Annotated in this window: 22 protein-coding genes; 15 read left to right on the top strand and 7 right to left on the bottom strand. The window is 62.9% G+C overall.

The features are described 5' to 3' along the window. The 3 genes from H6979_02480 to H6979_02470 are packed head-to-tail and all read right to left on the bottom strand — an operon-like array spanning position 1 to position 3,913. Positions 1 to 1,113 (bottom strand): ABC transporter permease, encoded by a 1,113-nt coding sequence (locus H6979_02480; GenBank protein ID MCP5138710.1) that lies wholly within the window; start codon positions 1,111 to 1,113, stop codon positions 1 to 3. Then, positions 1,110 to 2,873: an ABC transporter ATP-binding protein gene (locus H6979_02475; protein MCP5138709.1), complete on the bottom strand. Its 1,764-nt coding sequence runs from the start codon at positions 2,871 to 2,873 to the stop codon at positions 1,110 to 1,112. The genes H6979_02480 and H6979_02475 overlap by 4 nt, the downstream gene beginning before the upstream one ends. 2 nt (positions 2,874 to 2,875) lie before the next feature. Continuing rightward, positions 2,876 to 3,913 (bottom strand): efflux RND transporter periplasmic adaptor subunit, encoded by a 1,038-nt coding sequence (locus H6979_02470; GenBank protein ID MCP5138708.1) that lies wholly within the window; start codon positions 3,911 to 3,913, stop codon positions 2,876 to 2,878. 151 nt (positions 3,914 to 4,064) lie between these two features. Here H6979_02470 and H6979_02465 point away from each other — a divergent pair, with 151 nt between their 5' ends. The 9 genes from H6979_02465 to H6979_02425 all read left to right on the top strand — a co-directional run bounded on the left by H6979_02465 (position 4,065) and on the right by H6979_02425 (position 11,843). Further along, positions 4,065 to 4,991: a DnaJ domain-containing protein gene (locus H6979_02465; GenBank protein MCP5138707.1), complete on the top strand. Its 927-nt coding sequence runs from the start codon at positions 4,065 to 4,067 to the stop codon at positions 4,989 to 4,991. After that, the gene (locus H6979_02460; GenBank protein MCP5138706.1) at positions 4,988 to 5,314 is read left to right on the top strand and encodes a MerR family transcriptional regulator; all 327 of its coding nucleotides are present in this window, start codon (positions 4,988 to 4,990) and stop codon (positions 5,312 to 5,314) included. Before H6979_02465 ends, H6979_02460 begins: the two co-directional genes overlap by 4 nt. Before the next feature lie 86 nt (positions 5,315 to 5,400). Beyond that, entirely contained in the window at positions 5,401 to 5,922 is a 522-nt protein-coding gene (locus H6979_02455) for a hypothetical protein (GenBank protein MCP5138705.1), read from the top strand. 126 nt (positions 5,923 to 6,048) lie between these two features. Then, positions 6,049 to 7,641, top strand: a complete 1,593-nt coding sequence (locus tag H6979_02450) for a Re/Si-specific NAD(P)(+) transhydrogenase subunit alpha (protein ID MCP5138704.1) — start codon at positions 6,049 to 6,051, stop codon at positions 7,639 to 7,641. Between the two features lie 12 nt (positions 7,642 to 7,653). Next, positions 7,654 to 9,060: a Re/Si-specific NAD(P)(+) transhydrogenase subunit beta gene (gene pntB / locus H6979_02445; GenBank protein ID MCP5138703.1), complete on the top strand. Its 1,407-nt coding sequence runs from the start codon at positions 7,654 to 7,656 to the stop codon at positions 9,058 to 9,060. Between the two features lie 294 nt (positions 9,061 to 9,354). After that, positions 9,355 to 10,002, top strand: a complete 648-nt coding sequence (locus tag H6979_02440; GenBank protein MCP5138702.1) for an FxDxF family PEP-CTERM protein — start codon at positions 9,355 to 9,357, stop codon at positions 10,000 to 10,002. 200 nt (positions 10,003 to 10,202) lie between these two features. Then, positions 10,203 to 10,478 carry a hypothetical protein gene (locus H6979_02435; GenBank protein ID MCP5138701.1) on the top strand — a complete coding sequence of 92 codons (276 nt, stop codon included), beginning with the start codon at positions 10,203 to 10,205 and terminating at the stop codon, positions 10,476 to 10,478. A 154-nt stretch (positions 10,479 to 10,632) separates the two neighbouring features. Further along, the gene (locus tag H6979_02430) at positions 10,633 to 11,115 is read left to right on the top strand and encodes a peroxiredoxin (protein ID MCP5138700.1); all 483 of its coding nucleotides are present in this window, start codon (positions 10,633 to 10,635) and stop codon (positions 11,113 to 11,115) included. A 26-nt stretch (positions 11,116 to 11,141) separates the two neighbouring features. Continuing rightward, positions 11,142 to 11,843, top strand: coding sequence for a hypothetical protein (locus H6979_02425; protein ID MCP5138699.1), 702 nt, complete (start codon positions 11,142 to 11,144; stop codon positions 11,841 to 11,843). Between the two features lie 7 nt (positions 11,844 to 11,850). Here the strand turns inward: H6979_02425 and H6979_02420 are convergent, their stop codons facing one another. Together H6979_02420 and H6979_02415 are read right to left on the bottom strand one after the other, a co-directional pair. After that, positions 11,851 to 12,792: an electron transfer flavoprotein subunit alpha/FixB family protein gene (locus tag H6979_02420; protein ID MCP5138698.1), complete on the bottom strand. Its 942-nt coding sequence runs from the start codon at positions 12,790 to 12,792 to the stop codon at positions 11,851 to 11,853. After that, positions 12,789 to 13,541, bottom strand: coding sequence for an electron transfer flavoprotein subunit beta/FixA family protein (locus H6979_02415; GenBank protein ID MCP5138697.1), 753 nt, complete (start codon positions 13,539 to 13,541; stop codon positions 12,789 to 12,791). Before H6979_02415 ends, H6979_02420 begins: the two co-directional genes overlap by 4 nt. Before the next feature lie 67 nt (positions 13,542 to 13,608). Between H6979_02415 and H6979_02410 the strand changes: the two genes are divergently transcribed. Both H6979_02410 and H6979_02405 read left to right on the top strand, forming a co-directional pair. Continuing rightward, on the top strand, positions 13,609 to 14,445 hold the full coding sequence (locus H6979_02410) for a sulfurtransferase (protein MCP5138696.1): 837 nt from the start codon (positions 13,609 to 13,611) through the stop codon (positions 14,443 to 14,445). Positions 14,446 to 14,572: 127 nt separating this feature from the next. Then, complete coding sequence (locus tag H6979_02405) at positions 14,573 to 15,310, top strand: hypothetical protein (GenBank protein ID MCP5138695.1); 738 nt, start codon at positions 14,573 to 14,575, stop codon at positions 15,308 to 15,310. A gap of 2 nt (positions 15,311 to 15,312) precedes the next feature. Here the strand turns inward: H6979_02405 and H6979_02400 are convergent, their stop codons facing one another. Further along, positions 15,313 to 16,221: a hypothetical protein gene (locus H6979_02400; protein MCP5138694.1), complete on the bottom strand. Its 909-nt coding sequence runs from the start codon at positions 16,219 to 16,221 to the stop codon at positions 15,313 to 15,315. A 136-nt stretch (positions 16,222 to 16,357) separates the two neighbouring features. Between H6979_02400 and H6979_02395 the strand changes: the two genes are divergently transcribed. The 4 genes from H6979_02395 to H6979_02380 are packed head-to-tail and all read left to right on the top strand — an operon-like array spanning position 16,358 to position 24,978. Beyond that, the gene (locus H6979_02395) at positions 16,358 to 17,620 is read left to right on the top strand and encodes an MFS transporter (GenBank protein MCP5138693.1); all 1,263 of its coding nucleotides are present in this window, start codon (positions 16,358 to 16,360) and stop codon (positions 17,618 to 17,620) included. A gap of 12 nt (positions 17,621 to 17,632) precedes the next feature. Further along, positions 17,633 to 18,868 (top strand): pyridoxal phosphate-dependent aminotransferase, encoded by a 1,236-nt coding sequence (locus tag H6979_02390; protein ID MCP5138692.1) that lies wholly within the window; start codon positions 17,633 to 17,635, stop codon positions 18,866 to 18,868. Between the two features lie 48 nt (positions 18,869 to 18,916). After that, positions 18,917 to 21,574 carry a PD-(D/E)XK nuclease family protein gene (locus tag H6979_02385; protein ID MCP5138691.1) on the top strand — a complete coding sequence of 886 codons (2,658 nt, stop codon included), beginning with the start codon at positions 18,917 to 18,919 and terminating at the stop codon, positions 21,572 to 21,574. Further along, positions 21,571 to 24,978 (top strand): UvrD-helicase domain-containing protein, encoded by a 3,408-nt coding sequence (locus H6979_02380; protein ID MCP5138690.1) that lies wholly within the window; start codon positions 21,571 to 21,573, stop codon positions 24,976 to 24,978. The genes H6979_02385 and H6979_02380 overlap by 4 nt, the downstream gene beginning before the upstream one ends. Here H6979_02380 and H6979_02375 read toward each other — a convergent pair. Continuing rightward, the gene (locus H6979_02375) at positions 24,970 to 25,731 is read right to left on the bottom strand and encodes a type II secretion system protein N (protein ID MCP5138689.1); all 762 of its coding nucleotides are present in this window, start codon (positions 25,729 to 25,731) and stop codon (positions 24,970 to 24,972) included. The genes H6979_02380 and H6979_02375 overlap by 9 nt on opposite strands. Between the last annotated feature and the right edge of the window lies 1 nt (position 25,732).

The raw sequence follows: 25,732 nt of genomic DNA, 5'->3' as shown, positions 1-25,732 counted from the left end.
TCAGTCCAGCCGTTTCCGGGAACGCGCCACAACGATACCGAGGAACAGGCCGGCCATCGCCAGCAAGGCAGCTGCGTTGGGCAGAATCACCGGCCAGATGTTGCCGGCGAGGAAGATGGTCTGGATGATGGCGATGAAATAGCGCGCCGCCACCAGGTAGGTTACGGCCTGTACGGCCAACGGCGCACTCGCGATATCGAAGATGAAGCCCGACAGCATGAATGCCGGCAGGAATGTGGTGATGATGGCCGCGAGTCCTGCGACGAACTGGTTGCGTGCCGTAATCGAGATAGCGAGCCCCATGCCGAGCGCAGCAAGCAGGAAGATGGCTGCGCTTGCAAACAGTACCACGGCGGAACCACGCAGTGGCACATCAAACAGCCATAGCGCCATGGCTACCGACAGGGTCATGCCGCCCATTCCAAGAATGAAGTAGGGGATGAGTTTGCCGAGCAGAACTTCGTACATGGACACCGGGGTCACCATGAGCGCTTCCATCGTGCCCCGTTCCCACTCGCGAGCCATCACCAGCGCCGTGAGCAGCGCGCCGATCAAGGTCATGATGACTGCGATCAGCCCCGGCACCAGGTAGTTGCGGCTCGATACCGCCGTGTTGTACCAGATGCGTTGATCGATGTTCACTACCGGCGCCTGCCCGGCTGCCCGCAGCCGCTGTTCAAGCCAGAGTGCCCAGACCGAACCCAGATAGCCCTGCACCATGCGCGCGGTATTGGCGTCCACACCGTTGACGATGACCTGGATTCCGGATTCGCGCTCTGCCTTGAGGTCGGCAGCAAAGCTGGCGCGCAGATGGACGATGCCGTTCACTTCGTGCATACGCAATGCCAGTTCCGCGTCGCGCATGCTGGCGAAGTGCTGTGGTGAAAAATAGCGGGACTGCTGCAGCATGCCGGTAAATCGTGCGGTTTCTGCGGACGGCTTTTCCACCACGACAGCAAGCGGCACGTGTTCCGCATCCAGCGAGAGGCCATAGCCAAACAGGAGCAGCAGAAATACCGGCATCAGGAAGGCGATCGCAATGCTGCTCGGGTCGCGCAGGATCTGCAGGAATTCCTTGCGGATCAGGCCACGCACGCGCCGGTTGTCGCTCACGCTGCCTCCGTGCCTGATGTTGCCAGCCGGATGAAAGCTTCTTCGAGGCTGCTTGCGGGACCCGTTTCGTCGGCAGTTTGTGCCTTGATCTCGGCAGGTGTGCCGAGCGCGAGGACGCGGCCGGCAGCCATGATCGCCAGTCGGTCGCAGTACTCCGCTTCTTCCATGAAGTGGGTGGTGACCAGTACGGTCACACCGGCCTCGGCAAGCGCATTGATATGCTGCCAGAAGTCGCGTCGCGCCAGCGGATCGACGCCGGAGGTCGGTTCATCGAGAAAGAGAATCTCGGGTTCGTGCATCAGCGCAGCGGCCATCGCCAGCCGCTGTTTGAAGCCCAGCGGCAGCGAGTCGCTGCCGGAGTCGACATGGTCAGCGAGCTCGAACTGCACCAGCGCCCAGTCGATGCGTTCTGTCCGACGTGAGCCGGACAGGCCATAGGCGCTGGCAAAAAACCTCAGGTTTTCCCGGACCGTCAGGTTGCCGTAGAGCGAGAAGCGCTGGGCCATGTAACCGATGCGCGCCCGCGCCTCGGCCGGCGCGGTGCGGAGATCGACCCCGGCAACCTCGATCTGGCCACCGCTTGGTGGCAGCAGTCCGCACAGCATCCGGAAGGTCGTCGACTTGCCGGCGCCGTTCGCGCCGAGCAGACCGAACACTTCTCCGCGGCGCACGGAAAGGTCCAGTTCGCGTACTGCAAGGAAATCGCCAAAGCGACGCTCCAGGTTCTCAGTCCTGATCACCACCTCGCGTCCGCCCGCCACTTTCCGCATGGCGAGATCGGCGACGCTCGCGTGTGGTCCGCGACTTTCCCTGATATGCACCACGAAGCCGTCTTCGAAGCGCGGTGCCACCGGACTGATCGTGCAGGGCGCTGCCAGGCCCAGCGTCGCTGCAGTCGGCATGTCAGCTGTCCTTGTGATGATGCGTACCTGGTCACCCTGGATCACTGCGTCGAGAATCCCTGCAGAAGCCTGGAGCCCGGTCGCCAGTGCACGACGCTGCACACCGGGGGTCGCGACCAGAAAGGTGCGGCCGGCAAGGCCAGCGCTGAAAGTGCCGGGCTTGCCTGTACCGATCACCCGGCCCTCGTGAAGCACGATGACCTCGGCGCATCGCTCAGCCTCATCGAGATAAGCGGTGCTGACCAGCACCGTGGTGCCGGTGTCCTGCACCATGCGATCGACGATCGCCCAGAGCTCGCGTCGCGATACGGGGTCTACACCCACCGTGGGCTCATCCAGCAACAGCAGCCGGGGTGGCTTGAGCAGCGCACAGGCGACGCCCAGCTTCTGCTTCATGCCGCCGGACAAACGGCCTGCCAGCCGCTTCATGAATGGAGCCAGACCGGTCATCTGCATCAACTCGGCATAACGGGCCGGCCGGCCGGCCGGCGACAGCCCCTGAAGATCGGCGTAGAGCGCCAGGTTTTCGGCTACCGAGAGGTCTTCATAGAGCCCGAACCGCTGTGGCATGTAGCGCACTTCGGCTTGCACGCGATAGGGGTCGGTGGCGACGTCCATATCGAGCACCGTGAGCGTACCCGCATCGGCGCGCAACAGACCGCAGGCAAGGCGCATGAAGGTGGTTTTTCCCGCACCGTCCGGGCCGATGAGTCCGGTCACCTGTCCGCGCCGTATCTCGATGTCAACGGCATCGAGCGCCGTGCTCTGGCCTGTACCGCTACCGAAGCGCCGCGTAAGTCCCTTCGCACACAAGACCAGGTCACTGACGGGGAGCGCCGCTACATCGGGAGGCGGCATTTTCAGGGTTCCGGGTCGGCTTCCTGGCAACCGGGTCCTTCGACTGGTGCCGCTGCGATATTCACATTCACCGTGGCTGGCATTCCGAGCCGAAGTTCGCCCGCAGGATTGCAGACATAAATCCGGGCCTGGTAGACGAGCTGGCTACGCAGCTCGACTGTCTCGACCGGTTTGGGGGTGAATTCCGCGGTCGGAGAGATGAAGCCGACCCAGCCCGCATAGCGCTTGCCGGGAAAGCTGTCGGTGAGTACTTCCGCACGTTGCCCTTCGCGGATACGGCCCAGATCGGGTTCTTCGACGTACACCCGTACCCAGACCGGATCGACGAGGGCCAGCGTATAGACCGGTCGTTGAGCTGAGGCCATATCGCCCGGCTCGAGAATGCGATTGCGAATGACACCATCTCCCGGAGCGCGGAGTTCAGCGTTCGCCAGCTGGCGCCTCGCCAGCGCCAGCGTTGCGCGTGCGGCGTCGCGCCGTGCACGTGCGGCTGCGATTTCTTCCTTTCGCGGGCCCGCGAGGACCAGGTCACGTTGCGCCTTCAGCGCGTTGAGTCGTGCCTGTGCCGCATCGGCTGCGGCTTTGGCATCATCGAGCTGCGCCTGGGCGGCAAGTTGACGGCTGACCAGTTCGCGGGCGCGGGTCAGGCGCAGCCGGGCATTTGTGAGTTCGGCGTCAGCGGCGACCACGTCGGCACCGGCCTTGCGGATCTCTTCCGTACGACTGCCCGCCACCAGGCGGGCCAGATCCTGTTCCTGCGCTTCCAGGTTGGCGATTGCCTGATCGGTGTCGGCGCGCAGGCCTTCGGTGTCGAGCGTGCCGAGGAGATCGCCAGCCTTGACGCGCTGGCCCTCCTTTGCGGCGAGACTCACGATTCGTTCGCTGCCGTCAAAGGCGAGTTCAACCTCGCGGATATCCACATTGCCGTGCATCACAACGATGTTGCCATTGCCCGTCTGGTCCGGCCGCAGCCACCACCAGGCGGCAAGTGCGGTGACTGCGATAGCGAGTACGGCGGCGATGCCGAGGCGCCGGTTCATCGTGGGGGCCCTTCCGGATTGAGTAACGATGGATGACGATAGCCTGTCCTCTTTTATACTGCACCTTCTGCCAGCCCCTTGCACAGCGGCGATTCGACCATTCTCCTGCTGACTTGCCTGGCCGGGCTGGCTGCAATCACCGGGATCCGCGATGCAATTCAAGGACTACTACCAGACGATGGGCGTGGCGCGCGATGCAACTCCCGATGACATCAAGCGGGCATATCGCAAGCTTGCCCGCAAATACCACCCTGACGTCAGCAAGGAACCGGAAGCCGAAGCCCGTTTCAAGGAAGTCGGTGAGGCCTACGAAGTCCTGAGGGATCCGGACAAACGTGCGGCCTATGACCAGCTGGGTGCCGACTGGAAATCCGGGCAGGAATTTCGACCGCCACCCGACTGGGGTGCGCGCTCCGCCACGGCCGGCCCGACCGATTTCAGTGACTTCTTCGAGGCCCTGTATGGTCGTGGCGCAGCGGGCGGCAGAGCTGAACATGCGCGGTTCAGCCTGAACGGTGAGGACCAGCATGCGCGGCTGGTGATCAGCCTGGAGGATGCCTGGAAGGAGAGCACGCAGACGTTGACCCTGCGGAGCCCGGAACTCGATGAGCAGGGGCGGGTGGCATTGCGGGAGCGCACGCTCAGCGTTCGCGTTCCGCGCGGTGTCCGACCCGGGCAGCATATCCGCCTCGCCGGACAGGGCGCGTCAGGCATCGGTGACGGCAAGCGGGGGGATCTCTATCTGGAGATCGGGTTCCGGCAACACCCGCTCTACCGGATCAGGGATCTCGATGTGTACCTGGATTTGCCGCTCGCTCCATGGGAGGCGGCGCTGGGCGCAACCCTGAAGCTGCCGACGCCTGACGGGACGGTCGAGCTCAAGGTTCCGCCCGGCACACCAGCCGGCCGCAAGTTGCGTCTGAAGGGGCGCGGAATCCCGGCGAATCCGCCCGGGGATTTCTACGCCGTTGCACAGATCGCCTTGCCTCCGGCGAGTGACCCGGCTGCGAGAGCGATTTACCAGAAAATGAGCGAGCATTTCAGTTCCTACAATCCACGGGCGAGCCTCGGCGTATGAGCAGAAAAGGCCAGGAATACGAAGCAGTCCTCTCCGGCGTCATCGTCGAGGAGCAGTCGGAGCTGACCCTGATCGAGGTGAGCCGGGCCTGCGCGGCAGAGGTCGAATGGGTGATCGAGCTGGTGCACGAAGGCGTGATCGAACCGGAACGCGGAGAGCAGCCGGACTGGATCTTTCCTGGCATGCAATTGCGGCGTGCGTTGACTGCCCGGCGGCTGCAGCAGGACCTGGGGCTCAATCTCGCCGGTGTCGCCCTTGCGCTGCAGCTGCTGGACGAAATAGCCGAACTTCGCGAACGTCTGGAGGCGCCCGGCAGCCAGTGAAAGCGGCAGCGGCCGCCTTCATTTCCTGTTTCTTGAAATTCGCACCGTTTTTATGTAAGATAATGATTATTAATGGTTTTTGACGAATCAGACTACACTTTGGCAGGAGAAGGCTTATCACCATACATCAGGGCGACTGCATCCATCATCCCCACCACGGCATCGGCGAGGTGCTGTCCATTCGCAAGCGGAGTTTTTCGGGAGATACCGAAGCGCTGTTTGCAAAGCTGTTCTTCAAGCGGGATCGCCTCACGGTGATGTTGCGCAAGGAAGACCTGGCGAAAACCGTACGCGACCCGATTGATGCCACTGAAGCCCGGAAGTTGCTGGCTTATCTGAAGACATGGAAGGGCAAGGCGAGCAGCCAGTGGAAGGCCAGGGCCAATGCCCACCAGCAGACGATGGAGAAGGGTGATCCCTTCGGCTATGCGCAGGTCTACAAGGGGCTGAGCAAGCTTGAAGCGGAAGGTAATCTGCGGGCCGCTGACCGCACCCATTACAACCAGTCGCTGAGTTTTCTGTCTGAAGAACTGGCCAATGCACTCGGCAAAACCGAGGACGAGGCTCGCGCGCAGATCGAAAAAATGGCGGGTCGCGTCAGTCAGTAATTTCCACGAACGTCTCGTAAATTCCGCCAAGCTGAGTATCATTGCGCACCGTCAAGGGCCGCTGTTGCGGGTTCCCCGCGACATTAATCTGAACCGAGACCAGTCCAGGCTCTTGCCGAGGTTGCCATGTCGCTGACAATTGGGGTTCCCCGCGAACTGTTTCCGGGCGAAAAGCGTGTCGCCAGCGTCCCGGAAGTCGTCGAAAAGCTGATCAAGCTCGGCTTTTCCGTCACCGTCGAAACAGGTGCAGGCGCAGCCGCAAACTTCGATGACGAGGCCTATCGGGCGGCCGGCGCGCAAATTGCCGAGAGTGCAGCAGGTCTGTGGGCAGCCTCGGACATGGTCTTCAAGGTGCGTGCGCCACAGCACGAAGAAATCAGCCTGATCAAGGCCGGTACCACGCTGGTCAGTTTCATCTGGCCGGCGCAGAACCCCGACCTCATGCAGCAGTTGGCCGAACGCAGGATTACCGTGCTGGCCATGGACTCGCTGCCGCGCCAGCTCAGTCGTGCGCAGAAGATGGACGCACTGACCTCCATGGCGAGCATCAGCGGATATCGCGCGGTCATCGAGGCTGCAAATGCCTTCGGGCGTTTCTTCAATGGCCAGGTGACTGCTGCCGGCAAGATCCCGCCGGCAAAAGTCTTCATCGCCGGTGCTGGTGTCGCCGGCCTCGCCGCGATCGGCACTGCTGCCAACCTGGGTGCCATGGTGCGTGCCAATGACACCCGTGCCGAAGTGGCCGATCAGGTGGTTTCCCTGGGCGGTGAATTCGTCAAGGTCGACTACGAGGAAGAGGGCTCTGGCGGCGGCGGTTACGCCAAGGTCATGAGCGAAGGCTTCCAGCAGGCTCAGCGCGAGATGTACGCGCGCCAGGCGAAAGAGGCCGATATCATCATCACGACGGCCCTGATTCCCGGCAAGCCGGCACCGCGGCTCATTACCGCGGACATGGTCAAGTCCATGAAGCCCGGCAGCGTGATCGTCGATATGGCCGGCGAACAGGGCGGCAACTGCGAACTGACCGTGCCGGGCGAGAGCGTGGTGCGCCATGGCGTCACCATCATCGGCTACACGGACCTTCCGAGCAGGCTCGCCAAGCAATCCTCGACGCTGTACGCCAACAATCTGCTGCGACTCACCGAGGATCTGTGCAAGGCGAAGGATGGACAGATCGACGTCAACTTCGACGATGAGGCAATTCGCGGCCTCACCGTCATCAAGGCCGGCGAGATCACCTGGCCGCCCCCGCCGCCGAAAATCCCGGCAGCGCCTCCGCAGGCAAAGCCGGTCGCATCGCCAGCTGCAGCGAAGAAGTCAGCCCACGGTCATGGCGATAGCGAGCCAATGTCGGCTGGCAGTCTTGCGGTATTGTTTGGCGTCGGTGCCGCACTGTTCTGGCTGGTCGGCGCCTATGCGCCGGCCACCTTTCTGTCGCACTTCACCGTGTTCGTACTGGCCTGTTTCATCGGTTACATGGTGATCTGGAACGTCAAACCCTCGCTGCATACCCCGCTCATGAGCGTGACCAATGCAATATCGAGCATCATCGCGGTCGGTGCGCTTGTGCAGATTGCGCCACCGCTGATCGGGGAGGGGGCGGATCGTCCATCAGCCCTGATTCTGGGGCTTGCCGTCGTGGCACTCGCGCTGACGGCAATCAACATGTTCGGCGGATTCGCCGTTACCCGCCGCATGCTGGCGATGTTCCGCAAATAAGAGGTCACCGGCATGTCCGCCAGTCTCGCTGCAGTTGCCTATATCGGCGCCACGATTCTCTTCATCCTGAGTCTCGGCGGTCTCGCCAATCCTGAAACCGCCCGCCGCGGCAATTTCTACGGCATCGTCGGCATGACCATCGCGGTACTGGCGACGGTGTTCGGCCCCCGCGTCACCCTGGCCGGCGTGCCATGGATCATCGGCGCCATGCTCGTCGGGGGCAGTATCGGTCTTTACGCCGCGCGCAAGGTGCAGATGACGCAGATGCCTGAACTCGTTGCGCTGATGCACAGCCTGGTCGGTCTCGCTGCGTGCCTTGTCGGTTTTGCGAGCTATGTCGATACCTCGATCGAGTTCACCGGTGCCGAGAAATCCATCCACGAAATCGAGATCTACATCGGCATCCTGATTGGCGCCATAACCTTCTCCGGTTCGGTGATTGCCTTCGGCAAGCTGTCCGGCAAGATTGGCGGCAAGCCGCTGTTGCTGCCAGCCCGGCACTGGATCAACCTGGTCGGGCTGCTGGTGGTGATCTGGTTTGGCTACGCTTTTCTGCAGGCACCGGACATCGGTGCCGGCATGACGCCGCTGATCGTGATGACGGTTGTCGCCATCCTTTTTGGTATCCACATGGTGATGGCCATCGGTGGTGCCGACATGCCGGTGGTGGTGTCGATGCTGAACAGTTATTCGGGATGGGCAGCAGCAGCCACCGGGTTCATGCTCTCCAATGACCTGCTGATCGTGACCGGAGCGCTTGTCGGTTCTTCCGGCGCGATCCTGTCCTACATCATGTGTCGGGCGATGAATCGCAACTTCATCAGCGTCATTGCCGGCGGTTTCGGTACTGGTGAGGGGGCCTCGCCTGCGACTGGTGCGCAGCCGGCCGGTGAGGTCACGTCGATCAGTGCGATCGAAACAGCGGAACTGCTCGGTTCGGCAAAGAGCGTGATCATCATTCCCGGTTATGGCATGGCTGTTGCGCAGGCCCAGCACACGGTCTACGAGATCACGAAGTTCCTGCGCGAGAAGGGTGCCAACGTACGCTTCGGCATTCACCCGGTGGCGGGTCGCATGCCCGGCCATATGAACGTGCTGCTGGCTGAAGCCAAGGTACCTTACGACATCGTGCTGGAAATGGACGAGATCAACGACGACTTCCCGGATACGGATGTCGTCATGGTCATCGGCGCCAACGACATCGTGAATCCCGGTGCCGAGGACGATCCAAACAGTCCGATCGCGGGTATGCCCGTGCTGCAGGCCTGGAAAGCGAAGACTTCCATCGTCATGAAGCGCTCGATGGCCTCGGGTTATGCCGGTGTAGACAACCCGCTCTTCTATAAGGACAACAACCGCATGCTGTTCGGCGATGCGAAGAAGATGCTGGACGAGGTGCTGGGGGCATTGAAAGGCTGAGCGGCAACGCTGCGGGAAAAGCCTGGGCCGGACGACGGTACACCCATCCTTGCGGTGTCAGGCTGATGAGAATGCATCGGAAAATATTCCACAAGTCCTTGTTTGGTAGCAGAGTTTGCTCCCGGGTTTTTCGGCGCATTATGACAAAGGCTGCCGGCCCGCTGGTCCGGCTGAAATCTGATTGATTTCTGTCTCAGACATAGTCTAGTCTTGGTCCCGCTACTCAATAACAGTCATGAACCCCTCTGCATGGGGCGTTTCTGACCAGAACTAACATGATCCGGGGGAGTTGACGTGGGGAATACCAGGTTTTCGGTTGTCGCTGGCGCTCTCGCGGCGATGTCACTGTTCTGTATCGGCAGCGCCCAGGCCATGCCGCTGAGTTATTCAACAACCTACAATGGCGCGATCAATGTCACGACCGGTGGTGGTGCCAATACGGTGCTGCCGGTTCCCGGCTCTGATTTTTACGGTAATACATTCAGCCTGCCGACCGACCCGAATTTCCCTGCCGCGTCGAGCTATGGCTTCTACGACGATTTCATATTCACCATTCCTGTTGGCGCGGGGTCGAACTCGGTGACATCGTCCATCAGCATCCCCGGTTCACTCGAAATCTCGAATCTGCAGGCTCGACTGTTCGCACTGCCCGGGGTCTATAACCCTGGCAGTACGGTGGGTGCTCCATGTCCCGGCGGTTGCCTGGCGGTCTGGGGTACGACGGTTGTCGCTGCCAATGTGACTTATACGGTGCTGAATCCGATCGTTCTCGGACCAGGCAGCTACGTGCTGCAGATACGTGGCGATGCCACAGGCGCCTCCGGTGGAAGCTACTCGGGGGTGCTGAACCTGACAGCCATTCCTGTCCCTGCGGCGGTCTGGTTGTTTGGCAGCGCCCTGGGTGGTCTCGGTTTGCTGAGGCGTCGACGTATCGCCGGCTGACCTTCGCCGGAATCACTGGTTGATGAAAAGCCCCCACACGCTGGGGGCTTTTTTTCTGTCGGATCCAGCCTTCGATGCTTGTCCCGCGCCACCGTGCTGGCAAAGTACCGTGGCCGCACGCCATGAGCCTGGGTGCGGTGATACCAATAAAATGCGGGACGGGGTACTCTCGCCGCTCAGAAATTGACGGGCAGACCGAGATGCCGCACGACACCGGGGATCAGGACGCGCTCCGGCGCGCCATCACTGAGCGTGCTCGCGAATTTGCTGCAGATAATCGCGACACGCGACCGCACCGTTACTGGCAGCATGCAATCGCATTGGTTCTTGCTCTGCTTGTCGTGGCGCTGGTTTTTCTCGGCTTCGATACATTCCTCACCAGCATGCAGAAGCTGATTGCCATCATGGGCGCCGATCCGACGCCCACCGAGCCGATGCCCGTATTCATGGTGCCCGAGTCGCCCGGCGAACCCTGAGCGGCGCGGTCAATACCCGTATTCGGGCGGTGTCCGCTCCAGCGGGACCTTTGCTTTTCCGCCCTGAGGACGACTCCGGTATGCTGGTCACCTGCGCCGGTTTTGGACTGTACAATCCGGCATCGATTTCTACCGATCAGGCAAGGAGACTTCCATGACAATCAAAGTCGGCGACCGGGTACCCGAGGGCAAGTTCAGCGTGATGATCGATGGTGCGCCTGGATCAATCACCACGCAGGACCTGTTTGGCGGCAAGAAAGTCGTGTTTTTCTCCGTGCCAGGCGCTTTCACGCCAACCTGCTCGAACAGCCATCTGCCGGGCTATATCAAGAATGCGGCGGAGATCAAGGCCAAGGGCGTGGCGACGATCGCCTGCATGTCGGTCAACGATGTGTTCGTGATGGACGCCTGGGGCAAGGACCGCGGCGTGGGCGACAAGGTACTGATGCTCGCGGATGGAAACGCCGAATACACGCGTGCCCTGGGCCTCGAACTGGATGGCAGCGGTTTCGGTCTTGGCACCCGCAGCCAGCGTTTTTCGATGGTGGTCGACAACGGTGTCGTCACCGAACTCAACGTGGAAGCGCCACGCGAGTTCAAGGTGAGCACCGCCGAGTGCGTACTCAAGCAGCTCTGATAGCAATCCTCATCGGGAACTGAACCATGGAAGAGATGCAGGTCGTCCAGACGCTGCCGTTAGCCTATGCCGCAGTGAAGTTCGTGCACATACTGCTTTTTGTGTACTGGCTGGGCGGTGATGCCGGGGTGTATTACTCCAGCACCTTTGTCATCAACGACAAACTGTCGCGCGATGCCCGGCTGACGGCCTTCAAGATCTTCATCAACCTCGACATGCTGCCACGCTATTGCCTGGCACTGATGCTCACGGTCGGCGGCATACTTGCCGAGTTTGTCGGCTATGAGCATCCGCTCTGGCAGACGATTGCGATCGTCGCGCTGGGTCCGATCTGGGTCTGGGTGGTGCACATGGTGCATGTAAAAGAGGGCACGGATTTCGGCCGGTTGCTCGCCAGGGGCGACTACTGGTTCCGTTTCCTGATGATCTTTGCGCTGCTGGGTTCGGTGATCTATCACTGGATCACCGGGCCTCTCCAGGCTTTCCCGTGGCTGGCGGCCAAGCTGACGATCTTCGCCTTCCTGATCTTCTGCGGCTTCATGATCCGCGTCAAACTGCCGCCCTTTGTCGAGGGCTTCCGGGTGCTGGCCGCGAAGGGTGCGACCCCGGAGAGCGACAAGCTGATGTATGACGGCATCATGGCCTGCAGACCCTATGTCTGGGCGATCTGGATCGGTGTCGCAGTGTCAGCCTGGCTGGGCGTCTGGAAGCCGGGCATGGGCGGCTGAGCGCCGCTCAGCCCAGCTGTTCGCTGATCTCCCTGATCGCCTCGAACAGGTCGCCGACCAGGCCGATATCGGCAACCTCGAAAATCGGCGCCTCGGCGTCCTTGTTGATCGCGACGATGGTGCCGGCGTCCTTGATGCCGGTGAGATGCTGGATGGCGCCCGAGATTCCGAATGCGAGGTAAAAGTCAGGCGCAATGATCTTGCCGGTCTGGCCGACCTGCATCTCGTTGGGTACAAAACCCGCGTCGACTGCTGCGCGGGAAGCGCCTACTGCAGCGCCCATGCGATCGGCCAGCGCGTAGAGCTGCTTGAAGTTGTCTGCGCTGCCAAGGCCGCGGCCGCCGGACAGGACAATTTTCGCGCTCTGCAGGTCGGGGCGATCGCTGGAACCGGACTGCAGTTCCATGAAACGGGTATGCGTTGGCAGTTCGGCCGCAATGCTGACGGATTCGACCGGCGCTTCCGCACCATTCTCAACCGGCTTGAAGGAGGCGCTGCGCACGGTGCCGATAACCTGTTGTCCTTCCGGTACCTCAACGGTAACGATCGCATTGCCCGCATAGATGGGTCGCTTGAAGCTGCGCGGACCGATGACGGCCATGATGTCGGTCACCTGGGCCATGCCAAGCAGTGCCGCCACACGCGGCAGCAGGTCCCGGCCAAAAGTCGTTGATGGCGCGAGGATGCAGTCATAGTCGGCCGCAAGCGCAACGATCTGCGGTGCGAGGAGTGCGGCCAGCGAGCCGGCCTTTTCTTTCTGGGCGACCAGCAGCACACGTTTTACGCCGCTGAGCCTGGAGGCTTCGGCAGCGGCGGGACTGTCGGCAGCGGCGAACACCACCACGTCCGCACCAGCGGCATCGATCTGTACGGCGCAGTTCAGGCACCGGGCCGTGCTCTGCTGGACGTGCTGGCCGTCGTGTTCGGCGATTACGAGAATTCTGGTCATGCGGAAAGACCCCGTTCGCGCAGTGCGGCGATGAGTGCGGCAACGTCCTTGACCACGATACCCTTGCCTCGTGGCGCCGGTGTTTCATGGCGCAGCGTGCGCAGTTTGACGGCCGTATCAGCGCCGAGACTTTCGAGCGGCACCGTCTCGATGGGTTTCTTCTTGGCCTTCATGATGTCCGGCAGCTTCACATAGCGGGGTTCGTTGAGGCGCAGGTCGGTGGTGATAACGGCCGGCAGATCGACTTCGATGACTTCGAGCCCGGCATCCACTTCGCGGGTTACACGGACTGACTTGTCGCTGATCTCTACCTTCGAGGCAAAGGTCGCCTGCGGACGCCCCCACAATGCGGCCAGCATCTGGCCGGTCTGGCTGCAGTCGTCATCGATGGCCTGTTTGCCGAGCAGCACCAGTTCCGGCTGTTCGCGCTCGACGATCTTCAGCAGGCTGCGGGCCGCACCCAGCGGCTCAAGTTCCGCGTCGGTCTGCACGAGAATGGCGCGGTCGGCACCCATGGCCAGCGCGGTGCGCAACTGCTGCTGGCAGTCATCCGGGCCGATGGAAACCGCAATGATTTCACCGACAGCGCCTTGTTCGCGGATGCGCAGGGCTTCTTCGAGTGCGATTTCATCGAAGGGGTTGATGCTCATCTTGAGCCCTTCGGTAATCACCCCGGAGCCGTCCGGCTTGACGCGAATGCGCACGTTGTAATCGACGACGCGCTTGAGACAAACGATGATTTTGTGCATGTTGGCTTCCTGAGGAGCCGGTATTTTTAACCACTGGCCCAGCCCCGACAAGTACAGAGCAGGATTCATGCTTGTTTCAATAGACGACCTTGCCGCTGATTTGAGCAATCCCGACCTCGTTGTGGTGGATTGCCGGTTCAACCTGCAGCAGCCGGCGGCAGGCTCGCGCCTCTACGCCGAGAGACATATTCCCGGCGCCTACTACGCAGACCTGGACAGGGATCTGGCCGGCCCCAGGACAGCGGAAACCGGCCGTCATCCGCTGCCGGATGTGGAGGATCTGCAGCAGCTGCTGTCAGGCTTCGGCATTGGGCCGGAGACCCGGGTGGTCGTCTATGACGAGGGTGGTGGTGCGCTGGCGGCGCGTCTGTGGTGGCTGCTGCGCTGGCTTGGCCACACCGAAGTCAGCCTGCTGGACGGCGGCTTCGCTGCCTGGTGTGCGGCCGGCCTGCCGATCAGCACCGAAGTGCCAGCCCGGCGCAAGGGCCGGTTTGTGGCCCGGCCCGGCAGTATGCCGGTAGCCACAACCCGGAACATCGAAGCCGCACTCGGTACGGCGCGGATCCTGCTGCTGGATCTGCGCTCACACGATCGCTATCTCGGACGGGTGGAGCCTATCGATCCGGTGGCCGGGCATGTGCCGGGCGCGGTGAGTGCTCCGTTTTCCAGGAACCTGGGGCCCGACGGTCGTTTTCTTCCGGCTGCAGAGCTGCGCCGGAATTATTCGGCGATGATCGGTGACCGGCCGGTTGCCGAAGTGGTCTGCATGTGCGGTTCGGGGGTGACGGCCTGTCACGGCATATTCGCTCTTGAGCTGGCCGGCTGGCCCGGAGCTGGCCTGTATGTGGGCTCGTGGAGCGAATGGATACGCTCCGCTGGGCGGCCGGTGGAGCGGGAAAGCTGAGCCATTTCCTGTGCAGGCGGTTGGCGGCAGGCTCCTTTCCCCGTAAAGTCTGCGCCCCGGCAAAGCCTGCGGTGGCCCTTCAGTGCGGCAGCAGGGGATCACACAGACTTCGAAGGACTGACACAGCATGAGCACGAGCATCCTGCAGCGCGACCAGCGTGCCGTACGCGGCACCATCGCCTACACCAGCAACAAGCCTGACCGCGTTGGTCAGGAGCGTGGACGCGAGTATTTCCACATCACAGTGCACAGCGATGGCCGCCGCACCTGCATGGCCCACTCGGAAATCGACGACCGGCCCAGCGTGATGCGTGACATCGTCTACAGTCTCGACGCGCAGTGGCTGCCGACTGACTGCTTTGTACGGCTGAGCGTCAACGACCGCTTTACCGGCACCGGCTGGTTCCGTTTCGGCAAGGATTTCGCCGAGTGCGAGACCTATACCGCTCTCGATGGCCGTGTTACGCAGCGCATGGAAACCACCGGCCGGCTGCAGGCATTCCAGAATCACGCGATCGTCTGCGATGCCTGGCATATGCAGCTCTTTGACCGCAACAAGGGTCCCGGCGTGCAGAGTATCGACGAGATGCTGCTGTCTTCTCCGGATCATCGCGGCGCCACCGGACCGATGCTGTTCCGTATCGGTTTTGGCGTGGAGTATGTGGGTGAGGAGAAGATCACGGTAAAGGCCGGAACCTTCGATGCCCTGCATTACCGTTTCGTATCATCGCCGGGCCTGCCCGAGGCACATCCACCCTATGACATCTGGTGTACTGCGGATGGCGACTACATCTTCCTGAGGGGCGTGATCGGCGGCTACATGCTGACGGAGTATGAACTGGTCGACTTCGAACGCTCGGTCTGAAGTTACTTCGGCACTGCGGGTGTGGTCGCCTCAATGAACTCCAGCCATTCGCCCGCGGGCCCCGTCGTTACCGCTGTGCGCCGGCCGTTATAGGGAAAATCCGCGATTCGAGCGGGCGGTGCCCGCCAATCGACACGAAGGTCCTCAAGCCGGTCGACGCCGATGCTGACCATCGCGATACCGGGCGGCAGCGAGCCCGCACGAGCCGCGCGCGGCTTTGACACCGACGGATACTCGTCCAGTTCGATCTCGAAGTCGCGCGGCATGGGCGCGATCGACAGCTGGTATCTGGTTTCCGGTGGCAGCTTCAGTGCCTGCGACAGCGTATTGATCTGCCAGGCGCTGGCCGCTCCGGGCTTGAGTCCAAGCGCATCGCGATACCAGTTCTGCATGGCGGCCATCGAGGGACCGCCGACGACCATGATGAAGATGCGGTCCACCGGGCTGCTGGCCGGTGTCATGGGAATCCTGAACGCGGAGGGGATCACGCGGGTGAAATAGAGGAGTTCACCGGCAGGACCCAAGGCCTGCATGGCGCGCGGTGCATCCGGTGCAGCCCAGAGGTCTCGGGGCTCGCCGATTACGCGGAACGCGGACCCTTCCAGCTCAGCGGCGAGACGGTCCGGATCGGTAACCAGCAACTCAGCGGCATTCCAGCCAAAGCTCGTGCCGGGGGCGGGCATCACGGCCGCCTGGTCTTCGATAAAGCGCAGATAGACGGGTTCGCCGCTGGCTGGCCCCAGGATCACAAATGGCTTGCCATTCATCGCCGGCGCCGCCCACAGCGCTGCCTGTTCCGCGCTGACCGTGCCACGATGCATGGCCGTATAGTTCAGGTGCAGGCGATAGGGCTCTTCGACTGCTGACAGCTGATTGACGACGAGCGTGACGACGGCGATATATCTGAGCATGCGGGCCTGTGGTCCTGCGCGACTTGTGGCCTGATTCTAGCCTGTCGCCGTTCGCCGGCAAGCAGCTTGGGGAACCGCCCCTAATCCGGTATCGTGGCCGCCGCGCGAGTCAGCTTATCGGAACAGGTTGAGGTTGATGACAAAGCAGGACAGCAAGGCTTTCTACTATGGTTGGGTCATTGCCTTTGCCTCCGGCTTCATTCTGCTGATCACCAACGGCATGACGCTGGGTGGCCTCAATGTATTCGACAAACCGCTGATCGAGTCACTCAACGAGTCGATGGGTGGCAGCGTGACGCTCGCCGGTCTCAAGACTCGGGATGCGATAACACTGGCCGTGAGCGGATTGTTGGCACCACTGGCTGGCGCGGCAGCCGATCGTTTTGGTGTGCGGCCGCTGATGGTGCTTGGCGCACTGCTGCTGTCAGCGGGTTATTTTCTTTACTCGACGGTCGACAGTCTTGACCAGATTTACTGGATACACCTGCTGTTTGCCTCAGCGCTGGCCAGCTGCGGGCTGATCGTCATTGTGATCCTCATCTCGCGCTGGTTCGTCAGGGATCGCGGTCTGGCCCTGGGTATCGCGCTGGCCGGGACCAGTCTTGGCAATGGCACGCTGCCGCCGATCAATGCAGCACTGATGGGTGAGATCGGCTGGCGCGCGAGTTTTGCCTGGATGAGCCTGCTGCCACTGCTGCTGTTGCCGGTCATATTTTTTGTCATTCGTGAGCGGCCGGCCGATCTCGGTGCACAGCAACCGCCGGCGCAGCGCACCGCCGGACATTCACCGGTACTCGGCGGGATGTCGCTATCGGAGGCTTTTCGTACGCGCAATTTCTGGTTGCTCGCGCTGATTGCAATGACCAGTTTCTTCGCGATCATCGGTACCCAGGCGCACCTGAATCTTTACATGCTCGGTCGCGGCTTTTCGCAGATGGATGCCGGCTTCAGTTATACGGTGCTGTTTTACCTGGGCCTGTGCGGCAAGGTGATCAATGGTTTTCTTGCTGACCGGCTGGGCAAAAAGCCGGTATTCGTGGCCGCACTTGGCATCATGCTGGCAGGTACCGCAGTACTCAGACTGCCCGCGGCAAGCGGCATCTGGATCGGCCTGGCGATGTTCGGTCTGGGTTGGGGTGGGCTGTATACGCTGCTGCAGTTGCTGGCGGCGGATTACTTCGGTCCACGCCATCTCGGTAAGATACTGGGTGCGATTACCGTGCTCGACACGCTGGGCGGTGGCCTGGGTCCGCCGATGATCGGTGCGATCCGTGACAACACGGGCTCTTATGACCTGGCCTTCCTGCTGGTTGCTGTACTGGTCGGACTGGCATTCATTCTGTCAACCCTGTTCCATACCGGCACACAGGCCGGTACCGGCAAGAAGACGGGCACATAAAGGGCGTTTCGCATGAAGCAATCATTTACCTTCAAACCCAGCACCGCGCTCGGCGGTGTTCGCTACGAAATTCGCGGACGGCTCGCGAATCGCGCGCACGAGATGGAGCGGCGTGGGTACGAGATCATTTCGCTGAATATCGGCAATCCGGGTCGCTTTGGTTTTCGTGCACCGGAAACCATGCGACTGGCGATCATCGAGAACCTGCAAAGTGCCGAAGGCTATTGTCATCAGAAAGGCATCTTTCCCGCCCGTGAAGCCGTGGTCATGCAGCAGCAGGAGCGGGGCGTCATCGGTGTAACCGCGGAGGATGTGTTCATCGGCAACGGTGTCAGCGAACTCATCGACCTGAGCTTGCGGGCGCTGCTCAACCCTGGCGACGAGGTGCTGGTGCCAAGCCCTGACTATCCGTTGTGGACGGCCAGCGTGACCCTGAACCAGGGACGGGCGGTTCACTATCCCTGTCGTCCCGAGGCCGGATTTCAGCCGGACCCGGAAGCGATTGCCCGGCTCATCACGCCACGTACACGTGCGATCGTCGTGATCAATCCAAACAATCCCACCGGTGCCGTCTACGCGGAAGAAACGCTGCGCGCCATCGTGCGCCTCGCCGAGAAACATCAGCTCATCCTGTTCAGCGACGAGATCTACGATCAGATGACCTACGACGATGCGCGCTTCGTACCGCTGGCGCCGCTGGTCAACGACACGCTGTGCGCAACTTTCAGCGGCCTGTCGAAGGTCTACCGTGCCTGCGGTTATCGTGTGGGCTGGGTTTCGCTGAGTGGGGCGCGCGAGCAGGCCGGCGACTATCTGCATGCGATGGATCTGCTTGCCTCGCTGCGTCTGTGCAGTAATGTGCCGGCGCAATGGGCGGTGCAGACGGCGCTCGGCGGTTTTCAGAGCGTGCAGGAACTGGTGCGGCCCGGCGGACGGCTGTATGAGTCGCGGCGCGTGATCATCGATTCGATTGCAGCCAGTCCATATCTTGATGTCACGCCACCGGCCGGTGCGATGTATGCCTTCGTCGGGGTGGACAAGTCCCGATTTCCCGGCTTCGATGACCAGGCCTTCGCGCTCGACCTGCTCGAGAAGAAGCATGTGCTGGTCGCGCCAGGCACCAGTTTCAATACCCGCGACAACAACTTCTTCCGCATAACCAATCTGCCCGATGCCGACATGCTGAAGGATGTATTTGGCCGGATCCAGGAGTTGCTCGACGGCTATGTGGCCGAACGGACAGCCTGAACGATTCACCGGCGCCGCGCTTTTGCGCCTGCCAGCCGCATGCCCCCAGTGACACCCGCCACACGGGAGGTTCTTGCTGGCGGCGGTACGGTCATCACGGCCACGCATCGGCTGGCCCGCACGCTGCGGCTCGACTGGGATCGCAGCCAGGCCGCGGCGGGGCTCGGCGTCTGGCCCGGTGCCGACATCCTGCCACTGGATGCCTGGATACAACGCTGCTGGGATGCTGCGGTTGTGCTGGATACTCCGTCGGGCACCCGCCGGCTGTTGTCCGAGGAAGAGTGTCGTCTGCTCTGGTGGCGGGTGATCGCGCGCTGGGCAGAGCGCAACGGTAGTGCAGCCGCTGACATCGGCGTACTGGTACCACTCGCGAGTTCAGGTTGGCGCCTCTGCCAGACCTGGGGCATCAGTGCTGCCGAGCTGCAGACCGCGGCAGACAGCGGAGATGCCCGTGCTTTCTCGCAATGGGTGCATGCCTACCAGGGCTTGCTGAAAGACGGTGAGTGGCTGGACATTACCGGCGCGATGCAGGCGCTGACAGCAGAGCTCTCAGCCGGACTGTTGCCGCTACCGCAGTATATCGGCTGGATGGCGTTCGATCCCTGGCCGCCCGCATATGCGGCCCTGGGCAAGGCGCTCGCCGATGCGGGCTGCACAGTAGAAACGCTTTGGCCGACAGCGCGCGCCGGTGAGACAGGCGTCGTCAGCTGTCTGGATGAGGCCGATGAGCTGGTACAGGCGGGCTGGTGGGCGCGCCAGCGTCTTGACGAGTCGCCGCATGCCCAGGTTGCCATCATCGTGCCGGAACTCGGGCAGCGCGCCGCTGCCGTCCGCAGAAGCCTGCTCGAGATACTGGCGCCGGGCTGGCAACTGCATCGGCCATCCGCACCGCCGCTCAGCCTATCGGGCGGATGGGTGCTGGCGGATTATCCGGTGGTTGCAGCAGCCCTGCGTCTCTTGCAGGCATCGGCTGCCGAGCCCGATTTTGAACTCCTCAGCCAGGTGTTGCGCTCGGTCTATTCGGGTGGTGCCGCGACTGAGCAGGCCGGGCGGGCCGAACTCGAGCTTTGGCTGCGTAACGCGCCAGGTGGCCATATCAGTCGCGAGTCGCTCGTGGCGCGGGCACGAAAGCTGTCGCCACGGCTCGCTGCCGGTTTTGATGCGGCAGCCGGTCTGCTCGATGATGCCGGTGGCCGGCTTGTGCCCAGTCAATGGTCGGCGCTGTTTGCGCGCGTACTCGAAGCGCATGGATGGCCCGGTGAGCGCGGACTCGACAGCGAGGAGTTTCAGGCTGCAGGCGCATGGCAGGGTTTGCTGCAGTCCTGGGCCGCTTGCGACGAGGTGATCGGCAAGGTCTCGCAGCGCGCCGCGCTGGCCGGCATCGAGAGCCTGGCCGGCGAGCGGCCGTTCGTTCCCGAGGCCATGCCGGAAGGCGTGCAGGTACTCAGTCTGGAGGAGGCGGCGGGCCAGAGCTTCGATCACCTCTGGGTGTGCGGCATGACCGCAGACCGATGGCCGCCGGCGCCTCATCCCCATTCGCTGGTGCCGTTGCAACTGCAGCGCACGGCGGGGATTCCGGCTGCTGCACCGGCCACCTTGCAGGCATGGACCGGGCGGCGCTTTTCCCGATTGCTGACGAGTGCCGATGAGCTGGTCCTCAGCTGGGCCCGTCAGCGCGGCGATGCAGACTTGCTGATGAGCCCGCTGCTTGCGGGGATCCGCGCGACAATGAGCGCCGGGGCGTCAATGAGCCCGGCGCTGATGCCGAATCCGGACCGGTACAGCGTCGGTCAATCAGCGCAACCGGAAACTGTCGCTGCGGATCCGCCACCTCCATGGCCGTCGGGTCAGCGTGTGCGCGGCGGTGCCCGTGTCCTGTCGCTGCAGGCAGTCTGTCCGGCGCGGGCCTTTATCGAAGCGCGGCTGCGCGGTATGGAGTTGCCACAGCCCTCGCGTCCGCTGGACCCGGCTACGCGCGGCAATCTGCTTCACCGGTTGCTTGAACGCCTCTATGGTCATGAGGAGTGCCGGCACGGACTGGCGCTCGTGCCCCGGTCACGCCTGTCGGACCTTTTTTCAGGACTGGTCGAAAACGTGCTGGATGACTGGCTGCCGCGCAGGGACGTTTTTCTGCGCCGTCTGCGCGAACTTGAGCGCGAGCGTCTGTGGTCCCAGCTTCTGTTGCTCGCTGCACGGGAGACGGAGTGGGGTGAGTTCACGGCTGAAACCGAAACGCCGCGCTCGCTGACTATTGGCTCGCTTGCCCTGGCGTTGCGCCTTGATCGCATCGACACCTTTGCCGATGGTGCGCAGCTGGTCATCGACTACAAGACCGGCAGCTTCAAGCCAAAGTCGTGGCGTAGCCAGCGACTGGAAGACTGCCAGCTCCCGCTGTATGCGCTAAGGACTGGCTGTCGCGGCGTGGCGGTGCTGCAGTTCACGCCGTCCACCGTCGTGGTTTACGGTGTCGGCGATCCGGCGCTTGGAACAGGCTGCCTGACGACGCCAGGGAAGTTCTTTGCCGAGCCGGAGCTGGACTGGAACGGTGTGGTGGCGCGCTGGAAGGGCCAGCTCGAATTGCTCGCTGACGAGTTTGCGGCGGGCGATTTTCGCATCGATCCGGCAAAACCGGCGCTGGCTTCCGGGCAGTTCGCTGTGCTTACCGGCGTATATGCGACCGAAGCGACGGAAGAAGACGCCGAATGAAGATCGCCGGTACCGCACCTGATGACGCGCTGCGCGAACGTGCACTCGCACCGGATCGCTCTTTTCTGGTCCAGGCACCGGCTGGCGCCGGCAAGACCGAACTGCTGATTCAGCGCTATCTGCGACTGCTCAGTCTGGTCGACGAACCGGAAGAAATTCTTGCCATCACTTTTACACGCAAGGCTGCAGCCGAGATGCAGCGAAGGATCTGCCAGGCCTTGACCGGCGAGGGGGCCGCCGCGGCTGACGAAACCGCGAGTCGCCGCCGACAGCGGGAACTGGTCGCCGCGGTGCGGGCCAGGGATCAGGCGCGAGGCTGGGGTCTTGCGGCCTACCCGTCCCGGCTGCGCATCAGCACGATCGACAGCCTGAGTGCATCGCTGGCGCGCAGTACACCGGTGAGCGGCGGTGCGAACGTGCTGCGCCCGGTGGCGACGCCGTTCGACCCGCTGTATCGGCAGGCAGCGCGCGAGGCCGTGCGACTGCTGGTTGAGGACGATGCGGCGGGCGTGGCAGTCGCCAGCCTGCTGGCTCATTTCGATAACCGTCTGGACCGTCTGGAAGCTTTGCTGGCCGGGATGCTGGCGCATCGCGACCAGTGGCTGCCGATCATCGGTACGCCCATGGATATGGACCTGGCTCGTGCCGAGCTTGAGGCCGCGCTGGGCCGGGTGGTGAGTCATGAACTGGATCTGGTTCAGGCGGCGCTACCGGCGGCGCTGCTCGATCAGCTCATGGAGATCGTCCACGCTGCCGCGATCAACCGTGGTCTCGTTGTCGCTGCGGGCCCCGATACCAGGTACCCGGTCGCTGAGCGCCTGGCATGGTGGCAGCTTGCAGCGGCGACGGTCCTGACAAAATCGGGTACGCCGCGCGCGCGACTCACCGTGGCAGAGGGATTCCCGCCGGCGCAGAAGGATCTCAAGACGCACGCTGCGGAGCTGATCGCGCACATCGGCGAGGTCAAGGGATTGTTGCCGGTGCTGGCGACGGTCGCCGGCTTGCCGTCGCCCGTTTATCCCGCCGCGCAGTGGCGGGCGCTGGAAGCGCTGCTGCAGCTGCTGCCCGTCGCAGCCGCGGGATTGAAGCTGGTCTTCGCTGCGCGTGGCCTGACTGACTACGTGGAAATCGCTGCGGAGGGCAGGGCAGCACTGGGCGGCCTCGATTCGCCCAGCGAACTGGCGTTGCGCGTGGACTGGCGAATCCGCCATGTGCTGCTCGACGAGTTCCAGGACACCTCGCAGCCCCAATACGAGTTGCTGCAGGCACTGACGCGCGGCTGGTCACCAGGCGATGGCCGTACGCTGTTTCTGGTCGGCGATCCGATGCAGTCCATCTACGGTTTTCGACAGGCTGAAGTGCGCCTGTTTCTGGCCAGTCGCGATCAGGGCATTCCCGGCGTGCAGCTCGAATTCATCCGTCTGTGTGCCAACTTCCGCTCAGTGCCTCCGCTGGTCGAGTGGGTCAACCGGATCTTTCCGCAGGTTTTCCCCCCGCACGATGACCTGCTCACCAGCGCCATCAGCTTCGTCCCCAGCACCCCGGCGATACTGCCGGAGGAGGATGGCACGACGGATGTACCGGATTCCGGTGAGCCTGAATATGGCGTGCGGCTGCACGGTTGCAGCTGGATGCAGGCGGAATCGGAAGGTATGGAGGTCGCCGCCCTGGTGACGCGCTGCCTGCAGCGCTGGCCGGCGGACAGTATCGGCATTCTGGTTCGCAGCCGGGCACATGCGGCGGCGGTCGTTTCGGCGTTGCGCGCCGCACAGATCGATTTCTCTGCAGCCGATCTGGTGCAGCTCGGCAAGACGGCGATTGCCAGCCAACTTCTGGCCCTCACTCATGCGCTTCTGCATGCCGGTGACCGCCTGGCCTGGCTGTCGGTACTGCGGGCGCCCTGGTGCGGGCTGATGCTGGCCGATCTCGAGGCTCTGGCTGCTCCCGGAGCTGATGACCAGTCACTGCTCGTTGAACGTTGCAACGATGGACAGTGGCTGTCCAGGCTGAGTACCGATGGCCGCAATCGCGTGAAGCGGCTTGCGGCAGCATTCGGGCGTGCACGTGGACGCCTCGGTCAGATCCCCTTGCGCGATGTGATCGAAGGCCTGTGGGTGGAACTGGGCGGACCGGCCGTGGCTGGTGCAGACCTGCCGCTTGTGGATCTGGTACTCGACACGATAGGGCAGCACGACAGCGGGGGCGATTGCGCGGACCTGCTGGCGCTTGATGCTTCGCTCGACGCCTCACCATCGTCCTTGCCCGGCGGCGGCAGCCAGGTCCAGGTGATGACAATTCACAAGGCGAAAGGGCTGCAGTTCGATACGGTCATCCTGCCGGCGCTCGGGCGGGAGACCCGCCGCGATCAGCAACCGGCGCTGCTCTGGCAGGAAGTGCCTTCGGCCGGTGGCAAGCCTGAGCTGTTGCTGGCGCCGGTGAATGCGGCCGGCGAAAAGAATGCGGATCCACTTTACGCGCTGCTGTGGCGCTTGCGGCGTCAACAGAGACTGGCCGAAACCGACCGGCTGCTCTATGTCGCCGCGACCCGTGCCATCAAGCGCCTGCACCTGTACGGTCAGCTCAAGACTGCTGAACCGGTTGACGATGGCGCCGTGTCGGTCGTGCCTGCGGCGGGCAGCCTGCTGGAACGCCTCTGGCCAGCCCTCGGCTCATGCTGGCCCGAAGTCACGGAGCCAGAGGTCGCTGCGACAGACGATTGCGTGTCGCACTGGCAGCAACCTGTATTGCGCCGCCTGCCTGGCGCGTGGCAGCGGCCGCCGCCGCCGGCTGGCCTGGGCCTGACAATTGCGGAAGCAGCACAGCCGGAAACCCTCGTGCCTTACGACTGGGCGAGTTCCTGGGCGATGCATGCCGGCGCGGTTGCGCATCGCTGGCTGCAGCATATTGCGACGGTCGGCGCCGAGCAGTTCGTGGGCGACGACGCGGCGTTTCGCAGTCTGCAACCCGCTATCCGGCGTTTGCTGCTCCGGGCCGGCGTCGAAGCCGACAATCTGAACCGCGCCATCGAGCGGGTACATGCCGTGTTGAGCAATGCGCTGACCGATGAGCGCGGACGCTGGCTGATGTCCTCGCAGCACGATGAGGCCGTGAACGAGTACCCGCTGACGGTGAAGTCTGGCGACCGTTTCAGGCACCTGGTCATCGACCGCTCATTCGTCTGCGGGCAGGGCATTCGCTGGATCGTCGACTACAAGACCAGCAGTCACGAGGGCGGTGACCGCACGCAGTTCATCGCTTCGGAAACGCGGCGTTACGCGCCCCAGCTGACAGCCTACAGAGACGCCTTCGCGCAGATTGAAACAAGGCCGATTTCAGTGGCGCTGTATTTTCCACTGCTCAGGCTGCTGCACGCAGTCGAGCTGCCAGAAGCTGGCTCAGAATGAGCCTGCCAGGCTGAATTCGCGGCCACCGTCGGGCGCGCGCGGACCGGCTGACTTCAGGATATTGACCAGTTCTGGCGGCGCCGTGTCGCGTGCCTTGACCGTGGCAGAGAGTTCATAGTTGCGTGGCGGGCTCAGGTTCAGTACCCCGCTGATTTCCAGCGGGCCGCCGCCGTCGGCGACCTTCCCGCTGAGCGGTGTGCCGGCTGCCAGCGATTCGCTGTCGAAGCTGATGACGTAATTGCCAGGCGGTGTGCGGCCGGCAAGCACTGGAATCGGCAACACGACCTGCGACAGCTGGATCGTGCCGATCGCTGTTTCCACCCAGCCGTCGAGCCAGGCGATCTGCTGCATCCTGATGCTGAGCTGGCTGTTGCCGGTCAGGGACGCCATGCCGGGTGACAGTACCTGCAGTGGTGCCGCCGCTTCGATATCGCGAATGACAAGTCTGCCGCCCAGCGAGCGCGCCACATGTCCGGAAAAGAAACCATCGGGGAGCCGCCCCTCGATACGCGCGCCGAGTTCGCCGCGCAGCAGTCGCCACGGCTCGAATCGCCAGCGCAGCTGGTCGAAGCGCAGCGGCCCCGCGTTCAGGGTACGCGCGCTGCCTGACCAGACGGTGCCGTCCAGACCGCTGGTGACCGCACCGGATTTGATCAGCAATGGCAGAAGGGTCCGCGCGGGAATGAGCAGCAGCAGCGACAGACCCAGGGAGGCCAGGCCGGTGAACAACAGGGTGCGGTACATGCGTGTCATG

The sequence above is a fragment of the Chromatiales bacterium genome (assembly GCA_024234935.1).
In the GTDB taxonomy this organism is placed as follows: Bacteria; Pseudomonadota; Gammaproteobacteria; order Steroidobacterales.
Note: the sequence above shows the minus strand (reverse complement) of the source record. Positions and strands in the feature narration are given on the sequence as shown.

Bases quoted from the DNA above. Each gene is read 5' to 3' on its own strand.
- H6979_02395 (MCP5138693.1), top strand. From the start codon at position 16,358: ATGACAAAGCAGGACAGCAAGGCTTTCTACTATGGTTGGGTCATTGCC.
- H6979_02390 (MCP5138692.1), top strand. From the start codon at position 17,633: ATGAAGCAATCATTTACCTTCAAACCCAGCACCGCGCTCGGCGGTGTT.
- H6979_02410 (MCP5138696.1), top strand. From the start codon at position 13,609: ATGCTTGTTTCAATAGACGACCTTGCCGCTGATTTGAGCAATCCCGAC.
- H6979_02450 (MCP5138704.1), top strand. From the start codon at position 6,049: ATGTCGCTGACAATTGGGGTTCCCCGCGAACTGTTTCCGGGCGAAAAG.
- H6979_02400 (MCP5138694.1), bottom strand. From the start codon at position 16,221: ATGCTCAGATATATCGCCGTCGTCACGCTCGTCGTCAATCAGCTGTCA.
- H6979_02425 (MCP5138699.1), top strand. From the start codon at position 11,142: ATGGAAGAGATGCAGGTCGTCCAGACGCTGCCGTTAGCCTATGCCGCA.
- H6979_02435 (MCP5138701.1), top strand. From the start codon at position 10,203: ATGCCGCACGACACCGGGGATCAGGACGCGCTCCGGCGCGCCATCACT.
- H6979_02430 (MCP5138700.1), top strand. From the start codon at position 10,633: ATGACAATCAAAGTCGGCGACCGGGTACCCGAGGGCAAGTTCAGCGTG.
- H6979_02465 (MCP5138707.1), top strand. From the start codon at position 4,065: ATGCAATTCAAGGACTACTACCAGACGATGGGCGTGGCGCGCGATGCA.
- H6979_02420 (MCP5138698.1), bottom strand. From the start codon at position 12,792: ATGACCAGAATTCTCGTAATCGCCGAACACGACGGCCAGCACGTCCAG.
- H6979_02415 (MCP5138697.1), bottom strand. From the start codon at position 13,541: ATGCACAAAATCATCGTTTGTCTCAAGCGCGTCGTCGATTACAACGTG.
- H6979_02375 (MCP5138689.1), bottom strand. From the start codon at position 25,731: ATGACACGCATGTACCGCACCCTGTTGTTCACCGGCCTGGCCTCCCTG.
- H6979_02380 (MCP5138690.1), top strand. From the start codon at position 21,571: ATGAAGATCGCCGGTACCGCACCTGATGACGCGCTGCGCGAACGTGCA.
- H6979_02475 (MCP5138709.1), bottom strand. From the start codon at position 2,873: ATGCCGCCTCCCGATGTAGCGGCGCTCCCCGTCAGTGACCTGGTCTTG.
- H6979_02470 (MCP5138708.1), bottom strand. From the start codon at position 3,913: ATGAACCGGCGCCTCGGCATCGCCGCCGTACTCGCTATCGCAGTCACC.
- pntB (MCP5138703.1), top strand. From the start codon at position 7,654: ATGTCCGCCAGTCTCGCTGCAGTTGCCTATATCGGCGCCACGATTCTC.
- H6979_02405 (MCP5138695.1), top strand. From the start codon at position 14,573: ATGAGCACGAGCATCCTGCAGCGCGACCAGCGTGCCGTACGCGGCACC.
- H6979_02460 (MCP5138706.1), top strand. From the start codon at position 4,988: ATGAGCAGAAAAGGCCAGGAATACGAAGCAGTCCTCTCCGGCGTCATC.